This window comes from Arthrobacter castelli DSM 16402 (assembly GCF_000430705.1).
Taxonomy (GTDB): domain Bacteria; phylum Actinomycetota; class Actinomycetes; order Actinomycetales; family Micrococcaceae; genus Arthrobacter_C; species Arthrobacter_C castelli.
Map to the genome: position 1 here is coordinate 35,662 of NZ_AUMN01000016.1, position 23,266 is coordinate 58,927.

Annotated in this window: 22 protein-coding genes; 8 read left to right on the forward strand and 14 right to left on the reverse strand. The window is 65.0% G+C overall.

Annotated elements, in window-relative coordinates:
* Positions 1-180 precede the first annotated feature (180 nt).
* Positions 181-564 (forward strand): hypothetical protein, encoded by a 384-nt coding sequence (locus H535_RS0116300; RefSeq protein ID WP_026820384.1) that lies wholly within the window; start codon positions 181-183, stop codon positions 562-564.
* A gap of 5 nt (positions 565-569) precedes the next feature.
* On the opposite strand, the gene H535_RS0116305 is transcribed toward H535_RS0116300, so the two are convergent.
* Both H535_RS0116305 and H535_RS0116310 read right to left on the reverse strand, forming a co-directional pair.
* Positions 570-1,418: an ABC transporter permease gene (locus H535_RS0116305; RefSeq protein ID WP_026820385.1), complete on the reverse strand. Its 849-nt coding sequence runs from the start codon at positions 1,416-1,418 to the stop codon at positions 570-572.
* Entirely contained in the window at positions 1,415-2,419 is a 1,005-nt protein-coding gene (locus tag H535_RS0116310; RefSeq protein WP_026820386.1) for a daunorubicin resistance protein DrrA family ABC transporter ATP-binding protein, read from the reverse strand. The genes H535_RS0116305 and H535_RS0116310 overlap by 4 nt, the downstream gene beginning before the upstream one ends.
* A gap of 375 nt (positions 2,420-2,794) precedes the next feature.
* Between H535_RS0116310 and H535_RS0116315 the strand changes: the two genes are divergently transcribed.
* The gene (locus H535_RS0116315; protein ID WP_026820387.1) at positions 2,795-4,312 is read left to right on the forward strand and encodes a hypothetical protein; all 1,518 of its coding nucleotides are present in this window, start codon (positions 2,795-2,797) and stop codon (positions 4,310-4,312) included.
* Between the two features lie 54 nt (positions 4,313-4,366).
* Here the strand turns inward: H535_RS0116315 and H535_RS0116320 are convergent, their stop codons facing one another.
* The 3 genes from H535_RS0116320 to H535_RS26115 are packed head-to-tail and all read right to left on the reverse strand — an operon-like array spanning position 4,367 to position 6,674.
* Positions 4,367-4,972, reverse strand: a complete 606-nt coding sequence (locus H535_RS0116320; RefSeq protein WP_026820388.1) for a response regulator transcription factor — start codon at positions 4,970-4,972, stop codon at positions 4,367-4,369.
* On the reverse strand, positions 4,969-6,219 hold the full coding sequence (locus tag H535_RS26110) for a sensor histidine kinase (protein ID WP_051299440.1): 1,251 nt from the start codon (positions 6,217-6,219) through the stop codon (positions 4,969-4,971). Before H535_RS26110 ends, H535_RS0116320 begins: the two co-directional genes overlap by 4 nt.
* 8 nt (positions 6,220-6,227) lie before the next feature.
* Complete coding sequence (locus H535_RS26115; protein ID WP_051299441.1) at positions 6,228-6,674, reverse strand: DUF6069 family protein; 447 nt, start codon at positions 6,672-6,674, stop codon at positions 6,228-6,230.
* Positions 6,675-7,366: 692 nt separating this feature from the next.
* On the opposite strand from H535_RS26115, the gene H535_RS0116340 reads away from it, so the two are divergent.
* The gene (locus tag H535_RS0116340) at positions 7,367-7,912 is read left to right on the forward strand and encodes a YceI family protein (protein ID WP_026820390.1); all 546 of its coding nucleotides are present in this window, start codon (positions 7,367-7,369) and stop codon (positions 7,910-7,912) included.
* Positions 7,913-8,104: 192 nt separating this feature from the next.
* Here H535_RS0116340 and H535_RS30045 read toward each other — a convergent pair whose 3' ends face one another.
* From H535_RS30045 to H535_RS0116375, 8 genes are all read right to left on the reverse strand, one after another.
* A complete protein-coding gene (locus H535_RS30045; protein WP_245580357.1) occupies positions 8,105-8,254 on the reverse strand; it encodes an amidohydrolase family protein in 150 nt (49 codons plus the stop codon).
* A complete protein-coding gene (locus H535_RS30050) occupies positions 8,241-8,594 on the reverse strand; it encodes an amidohydrolase family protein (protein ID WP_026820391.1) in 354 nt (117 codons plus the stop codon). Before H535_RS30050 ends, H535_RS30045 begins: the two co-directional genes overlap by 14 nt.
* Positions 8,595-8,614: 20 nt before the next feature.
* A complete protein-coding gene (nhaA, locus tag H535_RS0116350; RefSeq protein WP_026820392.1) occupies positions 8,615-10,516 on the reverse strand; it encodes a Na+/H+ antiporter NhaA in 1,902 nt (633 codons plus the stop codon).
* Positions 10,517-10,530: 14 nt separating this feature from the next.
* A complete protein-coding gene (locus H535_RS0116355; protein ID WP_026820393.1) occupies positions 10,531-11,784 on the reverse strand; it encodes an amidohydrolase in 1,254 nt (417 codons plus the stop codon).
* A gap of 93 nt (positions 11,785-11,877) precedes the next feature.
* A complete protein-coding gene (locus tag H535_RS26120) occupies positions 11,878-13,098 on the reverse strand; it encodes an MFS transporter (protein ID WP_051299442.1) in 1,221 nt (406 codons plus the stop codon).
* Positions 13,095-14,777 (reverse strand): ABC-F family ATP-binding cassette domain-containing protein, encoded by a 1,683-nt coding sequence (locus tag H535_RS0116365; protein ID WP_026820394.1) that lies wholly within the window; start codon positions 14,775-14,777, stop codon positions 13,095-13,097. The genes H535_RS26120 and H535_RS0116365 overlap by 4 nt, the downstream gene beginning before the upstream one ends.
* A 121-nt stretch (positions 14,778-14,898) precedes the next feature.
* A complete protein-coding gene (locus tag H535_RS0116370; protein WP_026820395.1) occupies positions 14,899-15,540 on the reverse strand; it encodes a response regulator in 642 nt (213 codons plus the stop codon).
* Complete coding sequence (locus tag H535_RS0116375) at positions 15,533-16,849, reverse strand: sensor histidine kinase (RefSeq protein ID WP_026820396.1); 1,317 nt, start codon at positions 16,847-16,849, stop codon at positions 15,533-15,535. The genes H535_RS0116370 and H535_RS0116375 overlap by 8 nt, the downstream gene beginning before the upstream one ends.
* A 417-nt stretch (positions 16,850-17,266) precedes the next feature.
* On the opposite strand from H535_RS0116375, the gene H535_RS0116380 reads away from it, so the two are divergent.
* Together H535_RS0116380 and H535_RS0116385 are read left to right on the forward strand one after the other, a co-directional pair.
* Entirely contained in the window at positions 17,267-18,349 is a 1,083-nt protein-coding gene (locus tag H535_RS0116380) for an ABC transporter permease (RefSeq protein WP_026820397.1), read from the forward strand.
* Positions 18,350-18,431: 82 nt separating this feature from the next.
* Positions 18,432-19,181, forward strand: coding sequence for an ABC transporter ATP-binding protein (locus H535_RS0116385; RefSeq protein WP_081416755.1), 750 nt, complete (start codon positions 18,432-18,434; stop codon positions 19,179-19,181).
* Between the two features lie 17 nt (positions 19,182-19,198).
* Here H535_RS0116385 and H535_RS0116390 read toward each other — a convergent pair whose 3' ends face one another.
* The gene (locus H535_RS0116390) at positions 19,199-20,035 is read right to left on the reverse strand and encodes a WD40/YVTN/BNR-like repeat-containing protein (RefSeq protein ID WP_155838740.1); all 837 of its coding nucleotides are present in this window, start codon (positions 20,033-20,035) and stop codon (positions 19,199-19,201) included.
* A 202-nt stretch (positions 20,036-20,237) separates the two neighbouring features.
* Between H535_RS0116390 and H535_RS0116395 the strand changes: the two genes are divergently transcribed.
* Genes H535_RS0116395 through H535_RS0116405 form a run of 3 tightly spaced genes read left to right on the forward strand, consistent with a single transcriptional unit; the run spans position 20,238 to position 23,250 of the window.
* Positions 20,238-21,464 (forward strand): sugar ABC transporter substrate-binding protein, encoded by a 1,227-nt coding sequence (locus H535_RS0116395; protein ID WP_026820400.1) that lies wholly within the window; start codon positions 20,238-20,240, stop codon positions 21,462-21,464.
* A complete protein-coding gene (locus H535_RS26125; protein ID WP_081416756.1) occupies positions 21,461-22,402 on the forward strand; it encodes a carbohydrate ABC transporter permease in 942 nt (313 codons plus the stop codon). Before H535_RS0116395 ends, H535_RS26125 begins: the two co-directional genes overlap by 4 nt.
* Positions 22,403-22,416: 14 nt before the next feature.
* A complete protein-coding gene (locus H535_RS0116405) occupies positions 22,417-23,250 on the forward strand; it encodes a carbohydrate ABC transporter permease (RefSeq protein ID WP_035770014.1) in 834 nt (277 codons plus the stop codon).
* Positions 23,251-23,266 lie beyond the last annotated feature (16 nt).

Sequence of the window (23,266 nt, forward strand, 5' to 3'; positions counted from 1 at the left end):
CCTGTAAGCGTGAACCAGTGCGAAGGTCACCCACCCAGTCAGTGGCATCCAAGTCACGGTCACGATCGTTCCACGATCCGAATGCCTCCCGCATCGTGTCGACGCATTAAGGGGCACACGGCGGTGTGCGGTATGTTCTGAGCGTGAACCGCATCCGCACAGCCGACACGTCTGCCCGCCATGGTCGATAATCCGATCATTGTGCTGGAACTGGTCACCTCCGCGGTGCTGGTGCTCGGAGTGGTGCTGCTGGGCACCGCAGGGATCGTGCACTGGGCGAAGGGACCGTGGGTTAAGACCTGGGCTGTTGTCTACACCACCGGCGCCCAGACTGGCCTCCGCTGGCACGGCGAGCACCGTGAAGTCCGCGAAGCCTACGTGTCCCTCGAAGAACTGGGAGACGCGCCGCCCGGAGCCGAAGTGCGCTTGTACTACGGAGGCGGCGGATCGCGGCGCTGGACACTGAAGAACCCGCACCGGTTGACCTCCACGTTGGCCGCGACCGGCGGCGGCTTGGTAGTGCTGGGAACCGCCGGATCACTGGCGCCGCTGGTCTCGCAGTAGTCACTTTACCGGCTGGAGACGGACCCGAACTTCTTCACGCACAACGGCACGAAGATCAGCAGCATCAACGCGATCCCGCCCAGCACCGTGATGTACGGATGCTGCAGGGTCCACGACGTCGGTTCGGGGAACGTCGGATTGGTGTTGCCGAACAGTTCGCGGGCGGACTGCACCAGCGCCGACACCGGATTCCATTCGGCAATCGCGGCCAGTACGGACGGCATCGTGTGAATCGGCACGAACGCGTTCGAGATGAAGCTCAGCGGGAACAGGATCATGAACGAGGCATTGTTGATCACTTCGGGGCTGCGCACCGTCATGCCCAGCAGCGCCATCACCCACGAGAAGGCATAGGCGAACAACAGCAGCAATGCCACCGCAGCGAGGAAGCCTCCCAGCCCGGTGGTGACCCGCCAGCCAACGAGGAAACCGGTCGCCATCATGATCAGCATCGAAATCGCATTGATCATCAGGTCGCCATTAGTCCGGCCCACCAATACTGCCGACGTGCTCATCGGCAGCGTCCGGAACCGATCGATAATCCCGTCCTTGAGGTCCTGTGCCATCGCCGCGCCGGAGAAGGTGGAACCAAAGATCACGGTCTGGACGAAAATACCCGCCATCAGGAACGAGGTGTAGTCATCCATCGCCATCGCGCCGGCATAGACCTGGCTGAACAGCAGCACGAACATGATCGGCTGCAGGATGGTGAACACCAGGATGTCCGGCACGCGCTTGATCTTGATCAGGTTGCGCCGGGTGGCGATCCACCCGTCCGAGAACCACTGCGCCGCAGGAGAACCAACGGCACCGGCTGCAGGCCCCGTTCCACGCTCGTCAATCAGGGTGGTCATTGTGCGGTCTCCATTTCGGCTTCGCTGCTTTCCTGGCTTTCCTGCTCCTCTTCGGCCATGTGGCCGGTCAATTTCAGGAACACGTCGTCCAAAGTCGGGCGGCGGATACCGGCGTCGTGCAGTTCGATGCCTGCCTCGCCCAGGTCCGCCAAAACGTATTGCAATGCCCTGGTTCCATCGACCACCGGAACTTCAAGCGTCCGGCCGCCGTCGTGGACCCGTGGCTCCCCTGAACCGTGGCGGGCCAGCACCTCCCGTGCCGTGTCGGCGGCGGAGGCCTCGGTCAGTGTCACCTCGACACGGTGACCGCCAATGCGGGCCTTCAGCTGGTCGGCGGTGCCTGCGGCTATGACCTTGCCGCCATCGATGACGGCGATGTCGTCCGCGAGCTGGTCGGCCTCCTCCAGGTACTGGGTGGTCAGCAGCACTGTGGTGCCGTCCGAGACCAGGTTCTTGATCACGTCCCACATGCCCAGCCGGCTGCGCGGATCCAATCCGGTGGTTGGCTCATCCAGGAACAGCACCTGCGGACGGGTCACCAATGCGCCCGCCAGGTCGATGCGCCGGCGCATCCCTCCGGAGAACCCCTTGACCGGGCGATTCTGGGCCGCGGTGAGTTCAAACATCTCGATCAGTTCGGTGGCCCGGCGCCGCGATTCCCTCTTGCCCAGATGGTAGAGCCGGCCGACCATCTCCAGGTTTTCGAAGCCGGTGAGGTTCTCGTCCACCGCCGCATACTGGCCCGACACCCCGATCCGCCGCCTGACGGACTTGGGCTCACCGACCACGTCGACTCCGGCGACTGTCGCATTGCCCGCCGTCGGCTGAATCAACGTGGTCAGCACCTTGACCGCCGTCGTCTTTCCCGCCCCGTTCGGACCCAGCAGACCTTGAACTGTCCCCTGTGGCACGGTCAGATCCAGCCCATCCAGCGCATGCACCTTTGCAGTGCCCTTCGGCGAGTAAACCTTGGTGAGGCCGCTTGCCTCGATGATATTCATACGTTTAATCCTAGAGTCGTACGGTCTGGCATGTGCGGGCATTGAGGCCATCTTCGGTCCGCATTGAATATGGGTTCTTCGTCCGTGCTGGTATCGGGCGTGTAAGAGAAGCGCAACAGACGTGGACATTATTCCACCGCCGCGGCCACCGCACTACGGGTTTTGTGAAATTGTCTTCGGTTTTCCTGCAGTCCACGATGGCCCCCTCGGCTGGCGGTGAATCCGCGGCGCGGATGCTGTCGAAAGGTAGACGAAGCAACTCTCCGGAACTCATCGGTTCGCCGGTTTCACATGCAAGCCTCTTTGTCGCCCTTGCGGGCCCAAGCGTCTCGACCCGTAAGAATTCTGTCAGTGGTGCCCCATACCGTCCTGAATATGGATATTTTGTTGTGGACGGCTTGGGGTTGCAGCCTCGTCGTAAGCGTCTTTTCCATTTGGACGCTCGGTTTCGGGGCGCTCGCGGTCCGCTCTCCTTCGTGGTCGGCCCAGTTTCGGCTCTCGGCTGAGTCCGAGATCCAGCGGCGAAGCACTGGGGAAGTAAGGAAGGTATCGCAGGCGGACCTATTGGCCGCCAACCGAATGCTTGGTCCAGAAGCCCCAGAACCGAACGACGAGGCTGATGCCAAATTTCTGTCAGTCATACAAGCTCTGACAGGGATAGAGGATTCAGTCACCCTTCAAGAGCTTCAGGACAGACGGTCGAGGCTGCTGGAAGTAGCGCTTACGAAACAGTCGGCTGCAGTGAAGAACATTCCCAGTATTCGAATCGCCAGCGGAGTCTGGCAGGCACGCAAAATCGTCAGTGAATTGATCACGTTCGCCAGCGGGCTCAGATGGTTCCTGCCACCCTTCTTCAGCCAAATGCGCCGGACCGGCGACAAGTATCTGTCCACCGCGACCCTTATTGGTGTCTGGCTTGGCCTCCTCTACTGGGGTTTCACCAAGTTTGGCGGCGGTGATGGACGAACTGATGGCGCCAGATGGTTGACTATTATTGGTGTACTCATCACCCTCAGCACAGTCCTGGGCCTTGTCTTCGCTGTTGGGAAACAGTATCTAAGGGTCGCACAACACCTTTGTGGTCCGACGAAGCAGTGGACCGCAGGGGGAACTTTCAGGGTTGCTCTCTTCATCGGAGTCGGGGCGACATTCCTGGTCCTGGGCGCTACCGGCACTTGGCAGCAGTGGTCCATTACCGTAACCAGATTTGTAACAGAAGCGGTGAAAAGATTCGAAGGCACTTCAATCAGTGGAGCACTCCTTTTGCTAGCTGGTCTCTGCTATCTCATCCGCAACGGGATGAATTGGTTACGCCTTCGGCAAATGAAGACCAGCGAACGTATCGGAATGGGAACAGGCGTTGCCCTCCTCACCAGTACGGGCGCAATGTTCCTCCTGTTTATCTTTGACGCTTCCGCCGGGATCTCCAGGGTCGTGCTCCAGATATTCGCCGGAATCTTGATTTTGGGTGCTCTGGCTACTGCCATCTCGGCAATCATCGAGTGGGTTGCTATGTACCGGTCTGTGAGGACGGCAGGACAAGTACTGCCAAAGCGGGGCTTCCGCTGGTGGGCCCTGTGGGCTTGGGGTCTATTAGCGATCGGCATTTCCGCTTTCGGCCCGCTCGGCACATCCCTCGTCTCCATAACCGAGATATCACAGTTGCACGCCGCTGTTTCCTGGATTGAGCTAGCTGTCTCGACCGCGCTATTTGTCACCTTCTGGCCAGGCGCGGTGATCACGTGGCTCTTCGTGCGGCGTGTAGTCAAACTCCATAACAGGATGCTCTTCGAGCAAGCGATCCATGAATCTGCCAAAGATTCCGACCGTCGGCGTCAGAAGCGAAGGTCAGGAACAACATCTCGGGCCAATGAATCATTCGCGCCTCTCTAAAGATGCGTTCGGCCTTGTCGCGTCAAAGGAGCGTTACACCCTGCCGCCGACCGTTCACAGCCATCCATTGTTCTCGGCGATGCGCGCGGCCGTCACCCGGTTCCTCGCTCCGGTTTTCCTGATCGCGGTGGACAGGTAGTTGCGCACCGTACTGGACGAAAGATGCAGTTGGGCGGCGACCTCCCGGACGGTCGCCCCGTATCCGCTCGCGGCCAGCACCTCGCGCTCGCGCGCCGTCAGCGGATTCTGCGGCGTGCTCAGGGCCGAGGCGGCCAGGTCGGGATCGACGACGACGGTTCCGTCCACGGCCGTACGGATTTGCTGCGCGAGCTGTTCCACCGGTGCATCTTTCAACAGGAACCCCTTGGCTCCGGCTTCCAGTGCGCGCTTGAGGTAACCGGGGCGGCCAAAAGTGGTCAGGACGACGACGGTGCACCCCGGCTGCTCGTCGAGCAGCTCGCCGATCACATCAATGCCGCTGCGGCCCGGCATTTCGACGTCAAGCAGTGCGACATCCGGGGCCGCTGTCCGTGCTGCCTCGATGATCGCGTCCCCGCGGTCCACCTCGGCCGCAATCTCCATGTCCTCCTCCAGTGCGAGCAGGCTGGCCAAGGCGGTGCGGAACATCGTCTGGTCCTCGGCAAGCAGCAGCCTCATCACCGGCCCGCCCCTCCGTCGTCGGTGCCGGTGCTGTCGGTGCCGGTGCTGTCGGCGTTGTTGGCCCGGGCCTCAACCGGAACATGGACGATGAGCCGGAACCCGCCGTCGTCGGCCGATGCAATGAGCCGGCCGCCCAGGGCAGCCGTTCGTTCCCGCAGTCCCGCCAGCCCCCAGCCGCTGCTCGAATCGGGCGCCCCGACCGGTGCAGTGGACCCGTTGTCGCTGATCAGCACCGTCGCTGTGTCCCCGTTGTCCCCGTCCTGCCGCGCGACGATCGTGCACCGGTCCGCCCCGGAGTGGCGTACGACGTTAGTCACCCCTTCACGCACCACCCATCCCAGCAGCCCTTCTGCCTGGCCGGTCAGCGACACGATCTCGTTGCGAATCCCGGGCGTGATGCCGGCGTCGGTCAACGTCTCCCGTGCCGCGTCCAGCTCCGATCCCAGCCTGACGGAACGGTAGCCACTGACCACCTCCCGGACTTCGGTCAGGGCATTGCGGCTGATCGATTCGATATCCGCGGCATGACCGGCCGCGGCATCCGGATCCACGGGCACGAGCCGGCGGGTGGCCTCGGCCTTCACCACGATCACCGACAAGGTGTGGCCCAGCAAATCATGCAGATCCCGGGCGAAACGGGCGCGCTCGGCGACTATGGCCGCCCGCGCGAGTTCACTGCGGGTGGCGTCCAGCTCGGCAATCGCCGATGCCAATCGATGGATCACGAAATTGCCCAGCCCGGCCAGGAAGGTCAGCACCGCCGCACCCGCCGCGCTGGCGAAGGAGCCGACCACAATCCCCACCACGGCGGCGGCGAAGAGGGAAATCACGACAATGACCGGAAGGACATGGCGCAGCTGCAGCACTACGCCGCACGCGATGGCGGGCAGGGCGAACGGCGCCACCCAGCCGAAGGAGACCATCGCCGCGCACGCCAGCCCGGCCAGCAGCACCAGCGATGCCTCGACTCCGAACCCGCCCCGGCCGCCGGCCGCGGGAATCACTGACCCGGCGAACGTGGCAGCCAGCCCTGTCAGGAAAACAACGGCAAGCGCGATGGACCACCCTGGCTCGCTGCCGCTTTGGGCCATGTGCACTATGTCCGCCGTAGGAGCGAACAGGAAGACCGGTATCCAGACAAGGCACATCCACAGACCGGTATGGCTTCTCACCCACGCGAAGAAGAAGCCGGAAAAATCGACCCGTTGCCCGGACGCGCCCGCGTCCGTGCGCTGATTCAGTGCCATAGTTCTTCCTACTGACTGGATTGCCGGGGACCTGCCACGGCGAGCAGTCCCACTGTCAGTATGCCCCCTACCGCGACGTGCAGGCCGAGAAGGACAAGCATTGCGGCCATGGAAGCGCCGCTGAATAAGGGACCGGCCAGGGAGACCACCCCTGCAGTTGCGGCGGCCGGGAACCAGATCCTGCGCGGCCGGCGACTCACTTTTTCGGCGACGGCGAGGACCACCCACGCGGCGGCACCGGCCAGCAGCGCCATGACCAGGATCTGGACCGGACCGATGGTTTGCACAGTTCCGCCAGTGGTGACTCGAAGGTCGACGCCCGCCAGCGGCACGGCAGCGGCCCAGATAAGCACCGCGATGACGGCGGCTTCAATGACGACGGCGGTGCGCTTCAGCCGGCGGGAACTGTCCTTGGTTGCTATTGGTACTTGTGTTGTTTCATCTCGAATACTCATCCCTCAAAGCTAGCCAGCGGGGCGGGGCGGCCAGTAGGGAGAGATGTCCTGTTTTTGGCAGTATCGATGGCCCGGTTCGCCGCCGGGGGCGCCAGCCGGCCGGCCGTCGTCAGGTCGACCCGCCACGAGCGCGGTTCAAACGCCGAGCAACCTCGGTTCCATGCTCCGTAAGCTGCCATTCCATGCTGGCGGACGTGCGCGGAATGTTCTCCCTGGTGGGCACGGGAGCCACAAGGCGGAGATCAGCCAGCTTGTGGAGCGCTGACGACAGCCCTTGCCGGACGGTCCCGCGAGCGCGTTGAAACTCCCGCAGATCGTCCTGGACAAACATGTCCTCCAACCGTTCAACCGTCTCAGGACACATCCACAACAGGACAAGAATCTCCCGCTCCGCCGACGACAGCCCGCCCTCGGGCAAGTTTCGCGGATCGTCAGATGCCTCGATAGCGGGGCCCATACAGAGTCCTTCCTTAACGTGCGACGATGCGAACCTTTTCAGTCAATAGCAATTACCCGGTTATGTACATCCCGGAAGCAGTTCCACGCGTTCCGGTTTCGACGCCGGGCACGGTGGCTTGAGCCCGGTGAGGCTGCCGGGAATATATTCCTATCTAGATGCATTTGCATGTATAGCGAACCGTGCCGGGACCACTTGCCGGTTCCGTAAGACGAAAAATTAGGAGCACCTGAAAATGACCACGATTGAACTCGCCCCCGGCTCCTGGACCCTCGACCAGGCACATACCGAAGTAAGCTTCTCTGTCCGCCACGCCGGCATCAGCAAGGTCCGGGGCCAGTTCACCGATGCGGACGCCACCCTGACGGTCGGCGAGTCGGTGGACTCCTCTGCGGTGGAGGCGACCGTGAAGACCGCGTCCTTCGACTCGAACGACGACAACCGCGACGCACACGTCAAGGGCGCGGACTTCTTCGACGTCGAACAGTTCCCGACCATGACCTTCAAGGCAACCAGGGTCGAGGGGACTCCGGACGACTTCCGCGTCAGCGGGGACCTGACCATCAAGGAAACCACCAAGCCGGTGACGTTCGACGTCGAGTTCGGCGGCGTGGCCGTTGATCCGTTCGGTGCCACGCGCGCCGGGTTCTCCGCCTCAACGCAGATCTCCCGCAAGGAGTTCGGCATCACCTGGAACGCCGCGCTCGAAGCCGGCGGTGTGCTCGTCGGCGACAAGGTCACCATCACGGTCGACTCGGCGTTCGTGCTCCCCGCCAACTGACTCCACCCGCGTAAGGATAGGTGGGCCACCGGCGGGACCGCTCACGACTCATCGTCAGGCCGGGTGGACCGAACCCTCCTCGACCCTGCAGATGGACCATCCCGGTCTTCACCGACTGGCAGTCCGTGTCGACCCCTGCGGCGACGTCTTCAACGGAATCAGGTGGTTCTTTCGACTCTACGAGCCTTGCCGTCACCGGGCCCCGGCCGATGCGGAGAACGCTCGGATGACTCGAGGATATGGGTGTCTGTCCGAGCAAAGAACCAGGTCAGCGCGCCGTCCGGGTTCGAGACGGCCGCGGTCGTCCAGTCCGACGGCGGCGGCCGGGTTAGCGGTGACCATCGCGATGGCTCCAGTGAGGGAGGCATGCCCCAGGCGGGGCGATTTCGAAGGCGGCGGCCAGCATACTGGAGGGCAGGTAGTCTGAGGCCAGGATATTGAGGACCCCTTCGCGGGCCAGTTCCAGGGCGTAAACATTGCCCGAGTGGGAACCACCCAGCAAAACATTCGGCGCTCCCGAGACCGTCGCGATTCCCCGCGCACTCGCGTGCCGGGCGGCTTCCAGTGTCGTGGGAAATTCAGCAATGGAGGCGTCCCGGCCGGCGAGCTCATCGATGGCCCTGATGTCGCCGGCTCCCGGCCGGCTGCTCCGCAAATCGGTCAGCGTGGACGCGCCTCCCATATAGCTCGGAAGGCACCCGTTCAGGGAAGCGCCGTTCCGCCTGCCTGCCCCGTCCCTGCACCACTGCGCCGTGAGGCCTCAAGCTCGGCGATGAGACTTTGGGCGTCGAAGGGCCCGATATGGCGTTGGGTGCCCACGAAAAAGGTAGGGGTTCCCCGCGCCCCGCTGGCCTCGGCGTCGGCTACGTCCTCCCTGATGTGTGCGGCGTGCAGGTCTTCGTCGACGTCGCGGAGGAACAGCTCGACGTCGAGGCCCAGGTGCCCGGCGTAGCCCGCCAGATCCTCGAGTTCGAGTTGGTCCTGGTGGGCGAACAGCAGATCGTGCATTTCCCAGAACTGCCCCTGCGCGGCTGCCGCCTCGACCGCGGCAGCAGCAGTCTCGGCACGCGGGTGCACTTCGGGCAGCGTCAGGTGCCGCATCACATAACGCAGATCCTGGCCGAAGTGCTCCCGTACTTCTTTGGCCACGCCAGTGGCCCGTGCGCAGAAGGGGCATTCGAAGTCCGCATATTCGACGAGGGTCAACGGTGCCGACACAGAGCCGCGAATATGATCGCGGCCCGGGTCCACAGAGCGGGAAAGGACAGTTGGCAGTCCGGCAGCAGTCTCGCCGTGCAGGACTGCTGCCAGCCGGAACACCACCCAGCCCAGCGCGGAGGCAATGACCAGGGCGATCAGGACTCCGACGGTGGCCTTGTCCTGCAGTTCCGGCGTCTCGAAGGCGAGGCCGATGATGAGCAGCGAAACCGTGAAACCGATACCGGATAAGGCGGCGCCACCCAGTGCCTGGCCCGGGCCGACGCCCTGCGGAAGCCGACCCAATCCAACCTTCGCACCGCCAAAGGCGAAGCTGCCGATGCCCAGGAACTTCCCGGCCACCAGGCCGGCAACCACAGCCCACGTCACGGGCGAGGCCAAAGCCTCAGTGAGCAGGCCGCCGCGCAGGTCGACCCCGGCGTTCGCCAGCGCGAAGACCGGCACAATGACGTAGCTGACCCAGGGATGCAGGATCAATTGCATCCGCTCATTCACCGGCACCGCCCGCACCAGTGCGTCTTTGGCCGACCGCCCGACCTCCGCCATCGGCGACTGGCGAAAGGCGCGAAAGTGCGTGGCAGCCCCTTCAACTGCGTCCCTGCCCGGCGCGAAAGACGGGATGAGCAGTCCGGCGACCATACCTGCGATGGAGGCGTGCAGGCCGGAGGAGATCGTGGCCAGCCACACGATGAGCGCGACCAGGACGTACGGCCAGGTGCGCCACACGCCAACCCGCCCGAGAACCACCAGCGCTGCGGTGGCGGCAGCGGCAATCAGCACCGCGCCGACGTCGATGGCGTCGGAGTACACGACGCCGATGACCGTCACCGCCACGATATCGTCGACCACTGTCAGGGTGAGCAGGAAGACCCGCAACTGAGTGGAAATCGACGGTCCCACCAGCGCCAATGTCCCGAGCAGAAACGCCGTATCGGTGCCGATCACGATGCCCCAGCCCTGAGCCGCTTCTCCACCCGGAGCGATCAGCAGGTACAGCATTGCCGGAACCACCAGTCCGCCAATCCCCGCGAACACCGGCAGCACCACCCGCCGGCGGTCGGTGAGTTCTCCTACCGACAGGTCTCGGCGCACTTCCAGACCGATGACGAAGAAAAATACCGCCATCAGGCCGTCGGTGATCCAGTGCCCCAGATCCATCTCAAGCCCGACGCCGCCGATCTGCAGCGAGGCACCGACGTCCCAGAGCGCCTCGTAGGCGTCCGAGAATGGGGAATTGGCCCAGAGCAGAGCGAGGATCGTCGCGGCCACCAGCAGCATCGCGCTGCCGGATTCGGTAGCCAGAAAACGGCGCAGCGGCCCGGATAGTTGCCCGGACAACTGTCGGCGACTGGTCTGGTCCTTGCCCCGGGTGCGCTTTGTGCTCACGTCATCAGGTTAGGTCACTGGCCGAGGTACGCGAGCGCCGCCACGGCCTGGGTCCGGGTGGCGACAGACAGCGTGGGATCGATCGCGGGCGCGAAAAACGGCGAGTGGTTGGCGGGGATGTCTTCGGCCACGGTGCCGTTCTCCACGGCCTTGCGGTAGGTCTCGGCCGGCACGGATCCCACCGTCCAATATGTGTAAGGAACGCCAAAGGCCGCGGGGATCCTGCTGAAGTCCTCGGATGCGGTAGCCGGGTCCGCCACGTAAACCTGCTCCGGGCCAAAGTGCTCCGCGAGGGCGGCAGTAACCCGCTCCGTGGCATCGGCGTCATTGCTGGTCAACGGGAACTGGTCGTAGAACTCGAAGTCGGGCTCCCGTGGCGAACCGGCGGCCGCGCATTCGCCCTGCACGATGCGCTTGATGGAGGCGATCACCCGCCTCCGCACCGCCGGCGAATAGGTGCGCAGATTCAGCAGCAGCTCCGCGCGGTCCGGGATGATGTTGGATTTGGTACCGGCGTTGGATGCGCCGACGGTGACGACCGCGAACTCGCCGGGCTGGGTTTCGCGCGAGACAACCGTCTGCAACCGCATCACGATCGAGGCGGCCAGCACAACGGAGTCGACGGCGGTGTGCGGCATGGAGCCGTGTGCCCCGCGGCCGTAGACGATGATCCGCAGCGAGTCGCCGGCGGAGAGGATCGGGCCGGCCGTGGTGCCAATCATCCCGGCTTCGGCCGGCATGACGTGCTGGGCCAGGGCGACGTCGGGGTGCGGCACCTTGGCGGCGAGGCCGTCGTCGACCATGGCCTGCGCCCCTTCAGCTGTCTCCTCTCCCGGCTGGAAGAGCGCCACATAGGTGCCGCTCCACGCGTCGCGGCGGTCGGCCAGCAGCTTCGCCGCCCCCAACAGGGATGCGACGTGCATGTCGTGCCCGCAGGCATGCATCACGCCGGTGGTTCCGCTTCCGGGGGCCTCGACCGTAACCCGGGAAGCGTATTCGAGCCCGGTGGCCTCGGAGACCGGCAGGGCATCGGTGTCGGCCCGCGCCAGGACGGTAGCGCCGGCACCGTTCTCGAGGACTCCGACGACGCCGGTGCCGCCGATGCGCTGGACCTGGTAGCCGAAGCCGGACAGCTTCTGCTCGATGATGCCCGCGGTCCGGTGTTCGGCCATGCTCAGCTCGGGATTGCGGTGCAGGTCCATGTACAGCTCGCGCTGCCAGGCCAACTCCTGTTCCAGCGACTCGAAGACGTCGTTCGACGGTGTCATGTGCTGCCCTCCTGCGTTTGCCCGGGCGAAGCGCCCCCCGGTGCACTATCACCGTATGAACCCGCGATGTGCCGTGCAAGCTCTACGGCGGATCTACGCCTTCCCGGTTTCGACGCCGGTGCTCCGGTGGCTGTGCTGGCGTTCGGCGGCGGAGCCGACGGTCATCAGCGAGGCAATGACGACGACGCCGACGGCGAGCAGCGCCGTCCGGATTCCGACCTGGTCTCCGAGGAAACCCAGCAGCGGCGGGCCGGCCAGGAACGCCGTGTAACCCACTGTCGACACGACGGCCACCCGCGCGGCGGCGCGTTCGGGCTCGTCGGCCGCGGCGGACATGCCCATCGGGAAGCCCAGGGCGGCGCCTGCGCCCCAGAGAATTGCCCCGAAACCTGAGATCCAGACGTTGGGGCCGAAGACGAAGATCAGCAGCCCGGCGAGCGCGGACGCCAGGCTGATCCGCAGCACCGGGACGCGGCCGTAGCGGTCGACGAAGCGTCCTCCGAAGAACCTGAAGGTGGTCATCGCCCCGACGAAGACGGCGAACATCACCGACCCGGCGGCGGCGTCGGTTCCGAGCCCGTCCACCGTGGCCTTGGCGATCCAGTCGTTGGCCGCTCCCTCCGTCAACGCCGCGCCGAGCACCACCAGCCCGAGCATCACGGTGCGTGGTTCCTTCCACGCCGAACCGCGCTTGGGTGCGTCGGGCCCCTCGGGCTCCTGCTGTTGTGCCGGCGTCGTAATGGGAAGGAAGAGCCGGGGCAGCAGCAGGGCAATCACCGCGGCGCACAGTGCGACGGTGAACAGGTGCGCCGGCAGCGCGACGCCGGCGACGGCGAGTCCCGCGCCCACCAGCGCGCCGACGAAGGCGCCTCCGCTGAACGCAGCGTGGAATTGCGGCATGATCGTCCGGCGTCGGCGGCGCTCCACCTCAGCCCCCTCGATGTTCATCGCGACATCCCACAGCGCCACGCCGGTGCCAAAGAGGAAGAGCCCGACGCCGGTCAGCGGCACGGAGGCGGCCAGCAACGCCGTCGAAATCAACACCGCGCCGGCGGCACACGTGACACCACCGACCCGAACCGCGTTTCCGTTGCCCACCTTGGCTGTGACGACCCCGGCCAGGGGCAGCGACAGCATGGAGCCGACCGCGAGTAGCAGCAGCAGCGCACCGGTTTGCGAATTGTTCAGCTGCAGAATCTGCGCCACCGACGGGATGCGCGCCACCCAGGTGGCAAAGACGAAGCCGTTGAGGCCGAACACCAGGAAGGTGGCAACGGTGGCGGCGTTTAACGAGCGGGCGGAACCGGGACTCATCGGGCGCGTTCCACCCGCTGCTCGTCCCAGACCGGCTCGTCCGATTCGTAGACCTTCCCGTCGGCGCCGAAGACCATGAAACGGTCAAACCCCCGGGCGAACCACCTGTCGTGCGTGACAGCAAGGACCGTGCCCTCGAAGGAATCGATGGCCTTCTCCAGCGCCTCGGCCGAATGCAGATCCAGGTTGTCGGTCGGCTCGTCGAGCAGCAGCAGCGTGGCGCCGGACAGCTCCAGCAGCAGGATCTGGAACCGTGCCTGCTGGCCGCCGGAGAGCTCGTCATACATCTGCTCCGCCTGCCGCGCCAGCCCGTAACGGTCCAGGGCCCGTCCGGCGGGTTCCCGGGCCAGGCCGGAACGGTGTTCGTCGCCGCGGTGCAGCACGTCCAACAAAGTGCGGCCGATCAGGTCCGGACGGACATGGGTCTGGGCGAAGAACCCCGGGCGGATGCGCGCGCCAAGTTTCACCTTGCCCTCGTGCGGCACCGGATCGATGACGACGTCGGACACCGGCTCATGCTCTAGGTCCGGTTCCGAGCCGCCGGCCGCGAGCAGCCGCAGGAAGTGGGATTTGCCCGAGCCATTGGAGCCAAGCACTCCCACCCGGTCGCCGAACCAGATCTCGGCGTCGAACGGCTTCATCAGCCCGGTCAGCTCAAGCTGCTTCGCCACGATGGCGCGCTTGCCGGTGCGGCCGCCCTTCAGCCGCATCCGCACATTCTGCTCCACCGGGATGGCCTCCGGCGGGCCTGCCTCGACGAACTTCGCCAGCCGGGTCTTGGCGGCCTGGTAACGCGAGGCCATATCGGAGCGGAAGGCGGCCTTGTTCTTGTACATGTCCACCAGCGCCTTGAGCTTGGCATGCTCTTCGTCCCAGCGCCGGCGCAGCTCCTCGAACCGGGAATTCCTCTCGTCCCGGGCCTGGTAATAGGTGGCGAAACCGGCCCCGTGCACCCAGCAGGTCGCCCCGAGCACGCCGGGCTCCAGCGTGGCGATGCGGCTTGCGGCGTTGGCCAGCAACTCCCGGTCATGGCTGACGAACAGCACCGACTTGTCCGAGGACTGCAGCTTCGCCTCCAGCCACCGCTTGCCGGGCACGTCCAGGTAGTTGTCCGGCTCGTCCAGCAGCAGGATCTCGTCCGGCCCCGCGAACAGCGCCTCCAGCACCAGCCGCTTCTGCTCACCGCCGCTCATGGTGGAGATCTGCCGCCACTGGGCGCGCTCGAACGGCAGTCCCATCGCCGCCATCGTCACTTCATCCCACACCGTCTCGATATCGTAGCCACCCGCGTCGCCCCAGTCCGCGAGCGCCTGGGCGTAGCGCATCTGCACCGCTTCGGCGTCGGACTCCATCATCTCCAGCTCCGCCGCGTCCACCGCCTTGGCGGCCGCTGACACCGCGGGCGGGGCGACCGAGACCAGCAGGTCGCGCACAGTTGACTCGTCGCGGATCTGGCCGATGAACTGGCGCATCACCCCGAGGTGTCCCGAGCGGGTGATGGCGCCGTCGTCGGGGGTCAGGTCGCCGGCGATGATATTCAACAGCGTGGTTTTTCCGGTGCCGTTCGGGCCGATCAGCGCGGTCTTGGCACCGTCGCCGACCCGGAACGAGACAGCATTGAGCAGCTGTCCGCCGTCGGGCAGGAAGTAGTCAATATTGGCGACGTCGATATGTCCCACCCGTACAGTCTGCCACCTGCGGCGCGACTGCTCCGGCTGCGGTCACAATTACCGCCGGCCGGAATTTGGATTGCCGAACGCTTGGAGCACACGGGACGTTCCGCGGCATAGCCTCAAAACGTCAGTCCCGGATGATCCGCCGCTGGCGCGCCGCCGAAATCGCCGCCGTCCGGTTGTCCACACCCAGCTTGTCGTAAATATGCACCAGGTGCGTCTTGACCGTCGCCTCGCTGATGAACAGTTCCTTGGCGATCGTCCGGTTGGACATACCCTTGGCGAGCAGCCCCATCAGCTGGATTTCCCTGTTGCTCAAGTTCGGTTCCGGGTTTTGGATCCGACCCATCAACCGGGCGGCGACCTCGGGAGCGAGCGCCGTCTGGCCGGCGGCGGCGGAATGAACCGCCTGCTGGATCTTCGCCGGCTCGGCGTCCTTGAGCATGTAACCGCTGGCGCCGGCCTCCACCGCGGCGACGATATCGGCGTCTGTGTCATATGTGGTCAGGATCAGCACCGGCGGGCCACCCGCTTCGCGGATCTTCCGGGTCGCGGTGACCCCGTCCATGCCCTCGCCCATCTGCAGATCCATCAGCACGACGTCGACCGTCTCGCCGAGAGCCTCCCGGCGGTGCAGGATCTCCAGCGCCTCGGTGCCGTCGGCCGCCTCCGCCACCACGTCGATGCCCTCGAAACCGGCCAGCATCGCCCGCAATCCGGCCCGGACCACCGGATGATCGTCGGCCAGCAGCACGCGGATGTCACTCATCGTCTTCTCCCAGCGGCAGGCGGATGGCCACGACCGTCCCCTCTCCGTCACTCGATTCAATCTGCAGGTGTCCGTTCAAGGCGGCGATGCGTTCGGCGATGGACAACAACCCGTATCCGGAGCCGTCCGGTCTTGGCGCCGGTGCTGCCAGGGCTGCTTCCGAGTCAAAGCCGATCCCGTCGTCGAACACGTCCAAGGTGACATCCGGGCCCACGAAACCAAGGGTGACGACGGCGGTGGTCGCCTGCGCATGGCGGGACACGTTGGACAAGCTGGCCTGGGTGGCCCGCAGCAGCGCCACTTCGTACGGAGCGGGCAGCTGAACCGGTTCGCCATCGAGTTCGAAACGGCAGCGGAGGCCATCGCCGCGGGCCGCAGCCTCGCGCTCCGTGGTCTCGCAAGTCCGACGCAACCTCTCCACCAAGGAATTGTCCTGCACCTCGCCGGTGCTCAGTCCCCGGACGAACGCCCGCGCCTCGCTCAGGTTCTCGGCCGCGGTCGAGTGCACGGTGCGCACCTGCTCCAGCGCCGTATCCGAATCGCCGGTTTCCAGCGCCTGATCCGCCGCCCGGGAGACCAACACGATACTGGACAGACCTTGGGCGAGAGTGTCGTGGATTTCCCGGGCCAGCCGTTCCCGCTCGGCCAGCACGCCCGCCTCGTGCTGCGTGCTGGCCAGTTCCGCCCGGGTGCGCCGCAGCTCATCGAGGGCGCGCCGCTGGTTTACCCCCTCGGTATAGAGGGAGCGGTACGCCACCGCCATCACCACGGCGAAACCGGCACCGAACATGGGCCCGAGCACCATGGCCACGTGCAAGTCTCCCGCGTGATACCACTGGGCAGCTATAACCACTGCGGTGATGACGACGACGGCGACTATCGAGTGCCGCGGCCCGAGCAGGTGGATGTGCAGGAAGAACAGCGGGAACGCCAGCCAGGAGAAATCGCCGCTGATAACCAGCAGCGCCACCCACAACGCCGTCACCACCGCCAACCAGGGGATGCCATAACGCTTGAAGCTGGTTGAGCGCCGGGTACGGGGTTGATAGACCGGCCGTGCCTGGCCCTGTCGGCCGGTCTGCCTGGCGCGCGGCCTTCCAGTTGAGCTCGCTCCGGAGGCCGGCTTTTCTGCCGCGCGCTTCTCCACCACCGTCCCGGCCACGTACACGGCCGCCAACACGACGGCGAGCGCGAGGGCAGCGTAGCTGGATACGGCATGGGGCGCGGTCAGCAAAGTACGGGCAACGCCGACTGCCAGCAGCACCGCGAAGCCGACGTGCAGGGCGATCCGCAACACCCGCAGCACCATCTCGCCCGCGGAGGGTGAACCGCTGGACGGGTTACTCGGGGGCCAATCACCGCCAGAAACGTCGCCCGCTGCCCCGCCGTCGTCGTACTCCACCTGCATCCCCTCAGCGTAACCCGGCGCTCCGCCGTCAATCCTGCCGGGCTCCACCAGCGATCGTCCTGCCCTTCCGCGCCGACGTAGCTACTTACCCGTCAGGTAGCGGGCTGCAACGGGCTACCTGACGGCCGGGGGGCTACCTCGGCGGGGCTTACGGAAGCGGCGAACCGGTCGGAAGATCATCCAAAAGGTTGACCGGCGAATCAACCATCCGGCCAGCGACAATCAACCGGGCCCCCGATGTGGCGCGGGCCGTCCTGCCGGAGAGTGGAAGTAGTGGAAAACATCCACTCTCTGGCGAACGAAAGAAGTGATCTTAGGATGTACCTGGCCCTGCGGGATATCCGCTTCGCAACCGGCCGATTCGCGCTGATGGGATCCGTCGTGGCGCTGATCAGCCTGCTCCTCGTGATGCTCTCCGGCCTGACCGCGGGATTGGCCAACCAGTCGACGTCGGGCATTGAGAAGCTCGACGCCACCCACATCGCCTTCGGCCCTCCCGACGGCGACAAGCCCGAGGCTTCCTACACGGACTCCCGCATCACCACCGGTCAGTTGGCCGAATGGCAGGAGGCCAACGGCGTGACCAACGCCGAACCGCTCGGCATCACTCAGTCCCGTCTGGAGTCTGGCGGCAGCACCAACGTCGCCGTCTTCGGCGCCCCGGTCTCCGGCGAACTCGCGCCGCCCCGGGTCGACGACGGCGAGGCGGTCATCAGCCGCCAGATCGCCCAGGACCTGAATCTGCAGGCTGGGGACGAGGCGACGATCGGCGGCATGAAGCTGACCATTGACGGGGTGCTCGACACCCAGTGGTACAGCCACACGCCGGTGGTCTGGACCTCGCTATCCGACTGGCAGCAACTTGCCCACCTGTCCGACCCGGCCGTCGTCGGAACCGTCATTGCGGCGACCTACAACGGCGATGCCGCCAACGCGACGCCACTGACGGACATCAACGCATCCGCGGACACGGTCAGCACCACCAAGTCCGGAAGCTTCAGCGCCCTGGCCTCCTTCCAGTCCGAAAACGGCTCGCTGATGCTGATGCAGGGCTTTCTCTACGGCATCTCCGCGCTGGTCATCGTCGCCTTCCTGACCGTGTGGACCGTGCAGCGCACCCGGGATATCGCGGTGCTCAAGGCTCTCGGCGGCTCCAACGGATACGTACTCAAGGACGCCATGGCCCAGGCCGCGATCGTGCTGCTCGCCGGAGCCGCAGTGGGCGGCGGACTCGGTCTCGCCGGCGGCTATTTCGCCGCGCAGGCAGCGCCATTCATGACGACGGCGGCCACCACCGTCGTGCCCATCACCGGCATCGTGCTGCTCGGCCTGGCCGGCTCCGCCCTTGCCGTCCGACGTGTCGCCAAGGTGGATCCGCTGATCGCCCTCGGCGGCAACTAACCGGCTCGGCAGCTCCACCGCCAGGATCGGCACCACCCCAAGACGCGGCCTCACGAAAACGACCCAGACAAGGAACACCCTCATGAACTCCACCAGCACCATCCCCGCAACCAGGACAGCCGCGCGGAACCACGACAGCGGAGCAACGCTCCAACTCACCGACGTCACCCTGCAATACCCCGACGGGGAGAACGGCCACCTCACCGCGCTCGACGCGGTCAGCCTGAAGGCCGCGGCCGGAACAGTCACCTCGCTCGTTGGCCCGTCCGGCTCGGGCAAGTCCAGCCTGCTCGCCGTCGCCGCCACACTGGTGAAGCCGACGCACGGAGAGGTATTGGTCGACGGCGTGGACATCACCGCGTTGCCGGATGCCGAACGAACGGCACTGCGCCGGGACAAGATCGGCATCATCTTCCAGCAGCCGAACCTGCTGCCGTCGCTGACCGCCGTCGAACAACTATTGATCGCCGAGCACCTGCGCGGCGTCAAGCCCCGCAAGGCCAAGGCGCGCGCGATGGAGATGCTCGACGTCGTCGGCCTGGCGGAATCCGCCTCCCGCCGGCCGCACCAGCTCTCCGGCGGGCAGCGCCAGCGGGTCAACATCGCCCGCGCGCTGATGGGAGATCCGTCAGTGCTGCTGGTGGATGAGCCGACCGCTGCCCTGGACCACGAACGTTCCGGGTCGATCGTGCGGCTGTTGTGCCAAATCACCCGGGATTTCAGCGTCGCCACCATCATGGTCACCCACGACACCGAGTTCGTTCCGCTCACCGATGCAGTGGCGACCATGCGCGACGGCGCCCTCTCGGACGCCGGGAACGTGGCGGCATAGTTGTATCTCGGCCGTTTCTATAACGCCGCCCAGGTCTTGCCGCCGTCGTGCGTGACCAGCACCTCCCCAGGACCGCCGGCGCGGGACGCCGGACTATGAATCACATACCCATCCGATGAGGTGGTGAACACCGGGTCGTTGAAGCCAGGACCGGGGCGCTCGAACACGGAACTCCAGGACTGACCGCCATCGTTGAGATACATCAGACTGCCGATCGCGGTGCTGGTGATCAACAATGCTCCGGACGGTGCAGCCGCCAGATGCGATCTGAGCCCACGCCTGGGAGCTGTGCCGGCCGGCTCATAGGTGCGGGCCGTGTCGCCGGACCGGAAGACCGTCTTGGTGGACTTGGACCAGCCGGCGTCGCTCAGACAAAGCACTCCCACCCGGTCCGGGGAGATCGGGGCGACATCGACCAGCGTGCGGTTAAGCGCCTGAGACTTTTCGCATGGCGACGGACGCTGGGACCAGGACCAGCCGTTAGTGGTGGCATAGAGCAAATCCGGCCGGGGATAATGCCTGCGCATCGACAAATAGGCGGTGCGGCCCTTCGCGTCCAACTGCACGTTATAGTTCGCCGGCAATTGAAGATCCGCCTGCGTCCACAGCGGCTCCAGTCCGAAGACCATTGGCCAAGTCGGGCTCCGCCAGAGCGTGGTCGGCTGGCCGCACTCATAGTCCGGGGTGGCAATACCGCAGGCGGACACGGCTATCTGGACCTTATGACCGGAAACAGCCAGCGCCAACACCTGCTGCCCTTCGCCCGGCAACTCCGCCCGGTTCCAGGTGCGCCCGCCGTCGTCGGTGCTGTAGAGGTCCGGCCCGAAGGCGAAGCCCATTCCCAAGGGACTCATCTGCAGGCTGCTTACCCCGTGCCCTCCTGCCTCGGCGATGGGCGCCGGGACGGTGCCGGCCGAGCCCCAATGCCTGCCGGCGTCGCGGCTGTGAATGACCGTGCTGCAACTGTGACTCTTGACATATCCGGCGCGAGGCTCAAACATAGTCTCTAATCATCGATACGTATCGACTCTCGGACATACTTCTAGAAAGGCGCCTATGCCTCGGAATCGGAAAGTGGCACGAACGCTGGCCCTGCTCGCCGTTCCGGTCCTTCTGGGGACCGCCGGATGCAGCACGGGACCGCTGGGAAGTGACGACCCCAATACGCTCCGGGTCGTCGACTACTACAACAATGAGCCGAGCAACACGTCGATCCAGCATGCCCTCGACAAGTGTGCGAACGAGACCGGCGTCGATCTGGTCAGGAACACTATCCCCGGCGAGGCGCTGGTGCAGAAGGTTCTGCAGATGGCCTCGTCCGATACGCTTCCCGATCTGCTGATGCTCGACAATCCGGATATGGCGCAGTTCGCCTCGATTGGCGGCCTGGTGCCGTTGGACAAGTTCGACGTCGATACACAGGGAATCTCGGAGAACGTCCTCGACGCCGGCAGTTACCAGGGCGAAGTCTACGGACTCGCCCCTACGGTCAACACGATCTCGCTGTTTTACAACAAGGACATCCTCCGAAAGCAGGGGATTGAACCGCCGGATACCTGGGCAGAACTGAAGCGGACCGCCAAGCAGCTCACGACCAAAGACCGCTACGGCTTCGCCTTCTCCGGTGCGGCCAGTTATGAGGGGACCTGGCAGTTCCTTCCCTTCATGTGGTCCAACGGCGGCGATGAGACCAACATCGACAGCAAGGAAGTCACCGAGGCGCTCCAGCTGCTGACCGATATGGTCAAGGCCGGCTCCGTGTCGCAGAGCGTTGTCAACTGGGGCCAGGGCGAAGTCATCGACAGGTTTATCGGGCAAAAGGCCGCCATGGTGGTCAATGGACCGTGGAATCTTCCCCGGCTCAAGGCGGAAGCCACGTTCGATTTCGGCGTGGTGCCCATCCCGGTTCCTGATCCCGGTGACACATCAGTGGCACCGCTGGGTGGCGAAGTGTGGACCGTCCCGAAGACGGAGAATCCGGACAAGCAGGCCATGGCCGCCGAAATGATTGAGTGCCTGAACACAGACGAGAACCAGATGGCCATGGCGAAGGATCGCCTGACTATCCCCTCCAAGCCGGACGTCGCAGCCGAATACGCCAAGCAGAGCGAGGCCGCAGAGACGTTCGTCAACCAGGTCGGCGGGGCGCGTGCCCGGACCGCCAAGCTGGGCGAGGACTGGCCCGCGACGGCGCAGGCAATTTACACGGCCGTCCAGACCGCCCTGACCGGGCAGGCCAGCCCCGAAGTCGCCCTCGATAGAGCAGCGAGGACCATCAAATGAGTGCCGTAGCCACCCCCGTGGAGACGAAGCCCGTCCACCGGCCTGAATCGCGCCGAGTGAACCACCGCCGGCGCGACCAGATCATCAAATGGATGTTCATGGCCCCCGCGATTCTCTACGTCGCGCTGTTCTTCGGCTATCCGATCGTGCAGAACTTCCTGATGAGCTTCCAGAGCTACACGGCGGAAACGTTCTTCACCGATGAGGCACCGTTTATCGGCTTCGACAATTATGTTCATGCCTTCAACAACCCGATCTTCGGGCAGGCCATGCTGAACACTGGACTCTTCACGGCGGGATCGATCGCCGGCCAGTTCGTGATCGGTATGGCCATTGCGCTGTTCTTCCGGCGCAGATTCCCTTTGAACGGGCTGCTGCGGTCCATGCTGCTGCTTCCATGGCTGATCCCGCTGATCGTCTCCAGTGCGGTGTGGCAGGCGATGCTGCAGCAGGAAGGCGGCATCATCAACCAGTTCCTGGGGATCTTCTCGATACCCGCCGTCCCCTGGCTGAGCAGTCCTGACGTCGCCCTGACCGCCGTCATCCTGGTCAATATCTGGATCGGCATCCCGTTCAACGTCGCAATTCTCTACAGCGGCCTGCAGGGTATCCCCGATGAACTGTACGAGGCCGGCGAACTCGACGGCGCGACCGGGTGGCGCTCATTCAGGTACATCACCTGGCCGCTGCTGCGTCCGGTGGTCAGCGTTGTGCTATTGCTCGGAGTGGTCTACACCCTCAAGCTGCTGGACGTGATTCTCGGGCTGACCAACGGCGGTCCGGCGAACTCGACGCAGACACTGTCGACGCTGTCCTACCAGGTCTCCTTCGTCGAGTTCGACTTCGGCCAGGGCGCAGCGTTCGCGAACATCCTGATCGCCATCTCCCTCGTGTTCGCCGCGATCTACCTGTACACCAACCGGCGTTCCGCCCAGTGAAGAGGAGACGTTCCATGTATGCGCTGACGCTACGCACCCGCCGCTCGGTGGGCCGGTGGTCCAATATGACCGGCGGGCTGATCCTGCTGGCCGTCCTGCTGTTCCCGGTGTACTGGATGGTCAACCTCTCGCTCTCGCCCGGTGGCAGCACATTGACCAGCGAATTGTTCCCGGCGGACCCGAGCCTTCAGGGGTATAAAACGGCCATCGCCGACCAGGGCGGCAACCTGGTCACCAGCCTGCTGGTGGCGCTCGGATCCGTGGCGCTGTCGCTGGCGGTCGCGACACCGGCGGCCTACGCCATCGCCCAGTTCAGGCTCAAGGGTGCACGCATTCTGCTGCTGGCCGTCGTCGTCGGACAGATGATTCCCGGAATTGTGCTGGCCAACGCCCTCTATGACGCGTTCAACAAACTGGGTCTGCTGAACTCAATCCTGGGGCTCATCCTCGCGAACGCAACCGCCGGCGTCCCCTTTGCCGTGCTGATCATCAGCGCGTTCATGCAGGCTGTCCCGCCCGGAATCATCGAAGCTGCCCGGGTCGATGGCGCCGGACACGTGCGTGCGTTCCTTTCAGTGGTGCTGCCGGTCAGCACTAATGCGCTTGTCACCGCCGGCATTTTCAGCTTCCTGTTCGCCTGGAGCGACTTCCTGTTTGCCCTGACCCTGACCACCACCGAACGGGTCCGGCCCATCACCTTGGGGATTTACCAGTACATCGGCACCCAGGTGACCAACTGGAACTCGGTGATGGCCACGGCCGTGCTGGCCTCCATCCCCGCCGTCATCCTGCTGGTTTCGGCGCAGAAATTCATCGCCGCCGGAGCCACCGGCGGAGCCATCAAATAGACGGGGTCGTCAAAAG

Bases quoted from the DNA above. Each gene is read 5' to 3' on its own strand.
- H535_RS0116300 (WP_026820384.1), top strand. From the start codon at position 181: ATGGTCGATAATCCGATCATTGTGCTGGAACTGGTCACCTCCGCGGTG.
- H535_RS0116305 (WP_026820385.1), bottom strand. From the start codon at position 1,418: ATGACCACCCTGATTGACGAGCGTGGAACGGGGCCTGCAGCCGGTGCC.
- H535_RS0116310 (WP_026820386.1), bottom strand. From the start codon at position 2,419: ATGAATATCATCGAGGCAAGCGGCCTCACCAAGGTTTACTCGCCGAAG.
- H535_RS0116315 (WP_026820387.1), top strand. From the start codon at position 2,795: ATGGATATTTTGTTGTGGACGGCTTGGGGTTGCAGCCTCGTCGTAAGC.
- H535_RS26110 (WP_051299440.1), bottom strand. From the start codon at position 6,219: ATGGCACTGAATCAGCGCACGGACGCGGGCGCGTCCGGGCAACGGGTC.
- H535_RS26115 (WP_051299441.1), bottom strand. From the start codon at position 6,674: ATGAGTATTCGAGATGAAACAACACAAGTACCAATAGCAACCAAGGAC.
- H535_RS0116340 (WP_026820390.1), top strand. From the start codon at position 7,367: ATGACCACGATTGAACTCGCCCCCGGCTCCTGGACCCTCGACCAGGCA.
- H535_RS30045 (WP_245580357.1), bottom strand. From the start codon at position 8,254: ATGGTCACCGCTAACCCGGCCGCCGCCGTCGGACTGGACGACCGCGGC.
- H535_RS30050 (WP_026820391.1), bottom strand. From the start codon at position 8,594: ATGGGAGGCGCGTCCACGCTGACCGATTTGCGGAGCAGCCGGCCGGGA.
- H535_RS0116355 (WP_026820393.1), bottom strand. From the start codon at position 11,784: ATGACACCGTCGAACGACGTCTTCGAGTCGCTGGAACAGGAGTTGGCC.
- H535_RS26120 (WP_051299442.1), bottom strand. From the start codon at position 13,098: ATGAGTCCCGGTTCCGCCCGCTCGTTAAACGCCGCCACCGTTGCCACC.
- H535_RS0116370 (WP_026820395.1), bottom strand. From the start codon at position 15,540: ATGAGTGACATCCGCGTGCTGCTGGCCGACGATCATCCGGTGGTCCGG.
- H535_RS0116375 (WP_026820396.1), bottom strand. From the start codon at position 16,849: ATGGTGCTGCGGGTGTTGCGGATCGCCCTGCACGTCGGCTTCGCGGTG.
- H535_RS0116380 (WP_026820397.1), top strand. From the start codon at position 17,267: ATGTACCTGGCCCTGCGGGATATCCGCTTCGCAACCGGCCGATTCGCG.
- H535_RS0116385 (WP_081416755.1), top strand. From the start codon at position 18,432: ATGAACTCCACCAGCACCATCCCCGCAACCAGGACAGCCGCGCGGAAC.
- H535_RS0116390 (WP_155838740.1), bottom strand. From the start codon at position 20,035: ATGAGTCCCTTGGGAATGGGCTTCGCCTTCGGGCCGGACCTCTACAGC.
- H535_RS0116395 (WP_026820400.1), top strand. From the start codon at position 20,238: ATGCCTCGGAATCGGAAAGTGGCACGAACGCTGGCCCTGCTCGCCGTT.
- H535_RS26125 (WP_081416756.1), top strand. From the start codon at position 21,461: ATGAGTGCCGTAGCCACCCCCGTGGAGACGAAGCCCGTCCACCGGCCT.
- H535_RS0116405 (WP_035770014.1), top strand. From the start codon at position 22,417: ATGTATGCGCTGACGCTACGCACCCGCCGCTCGGTGGGCCGGTGGTCC.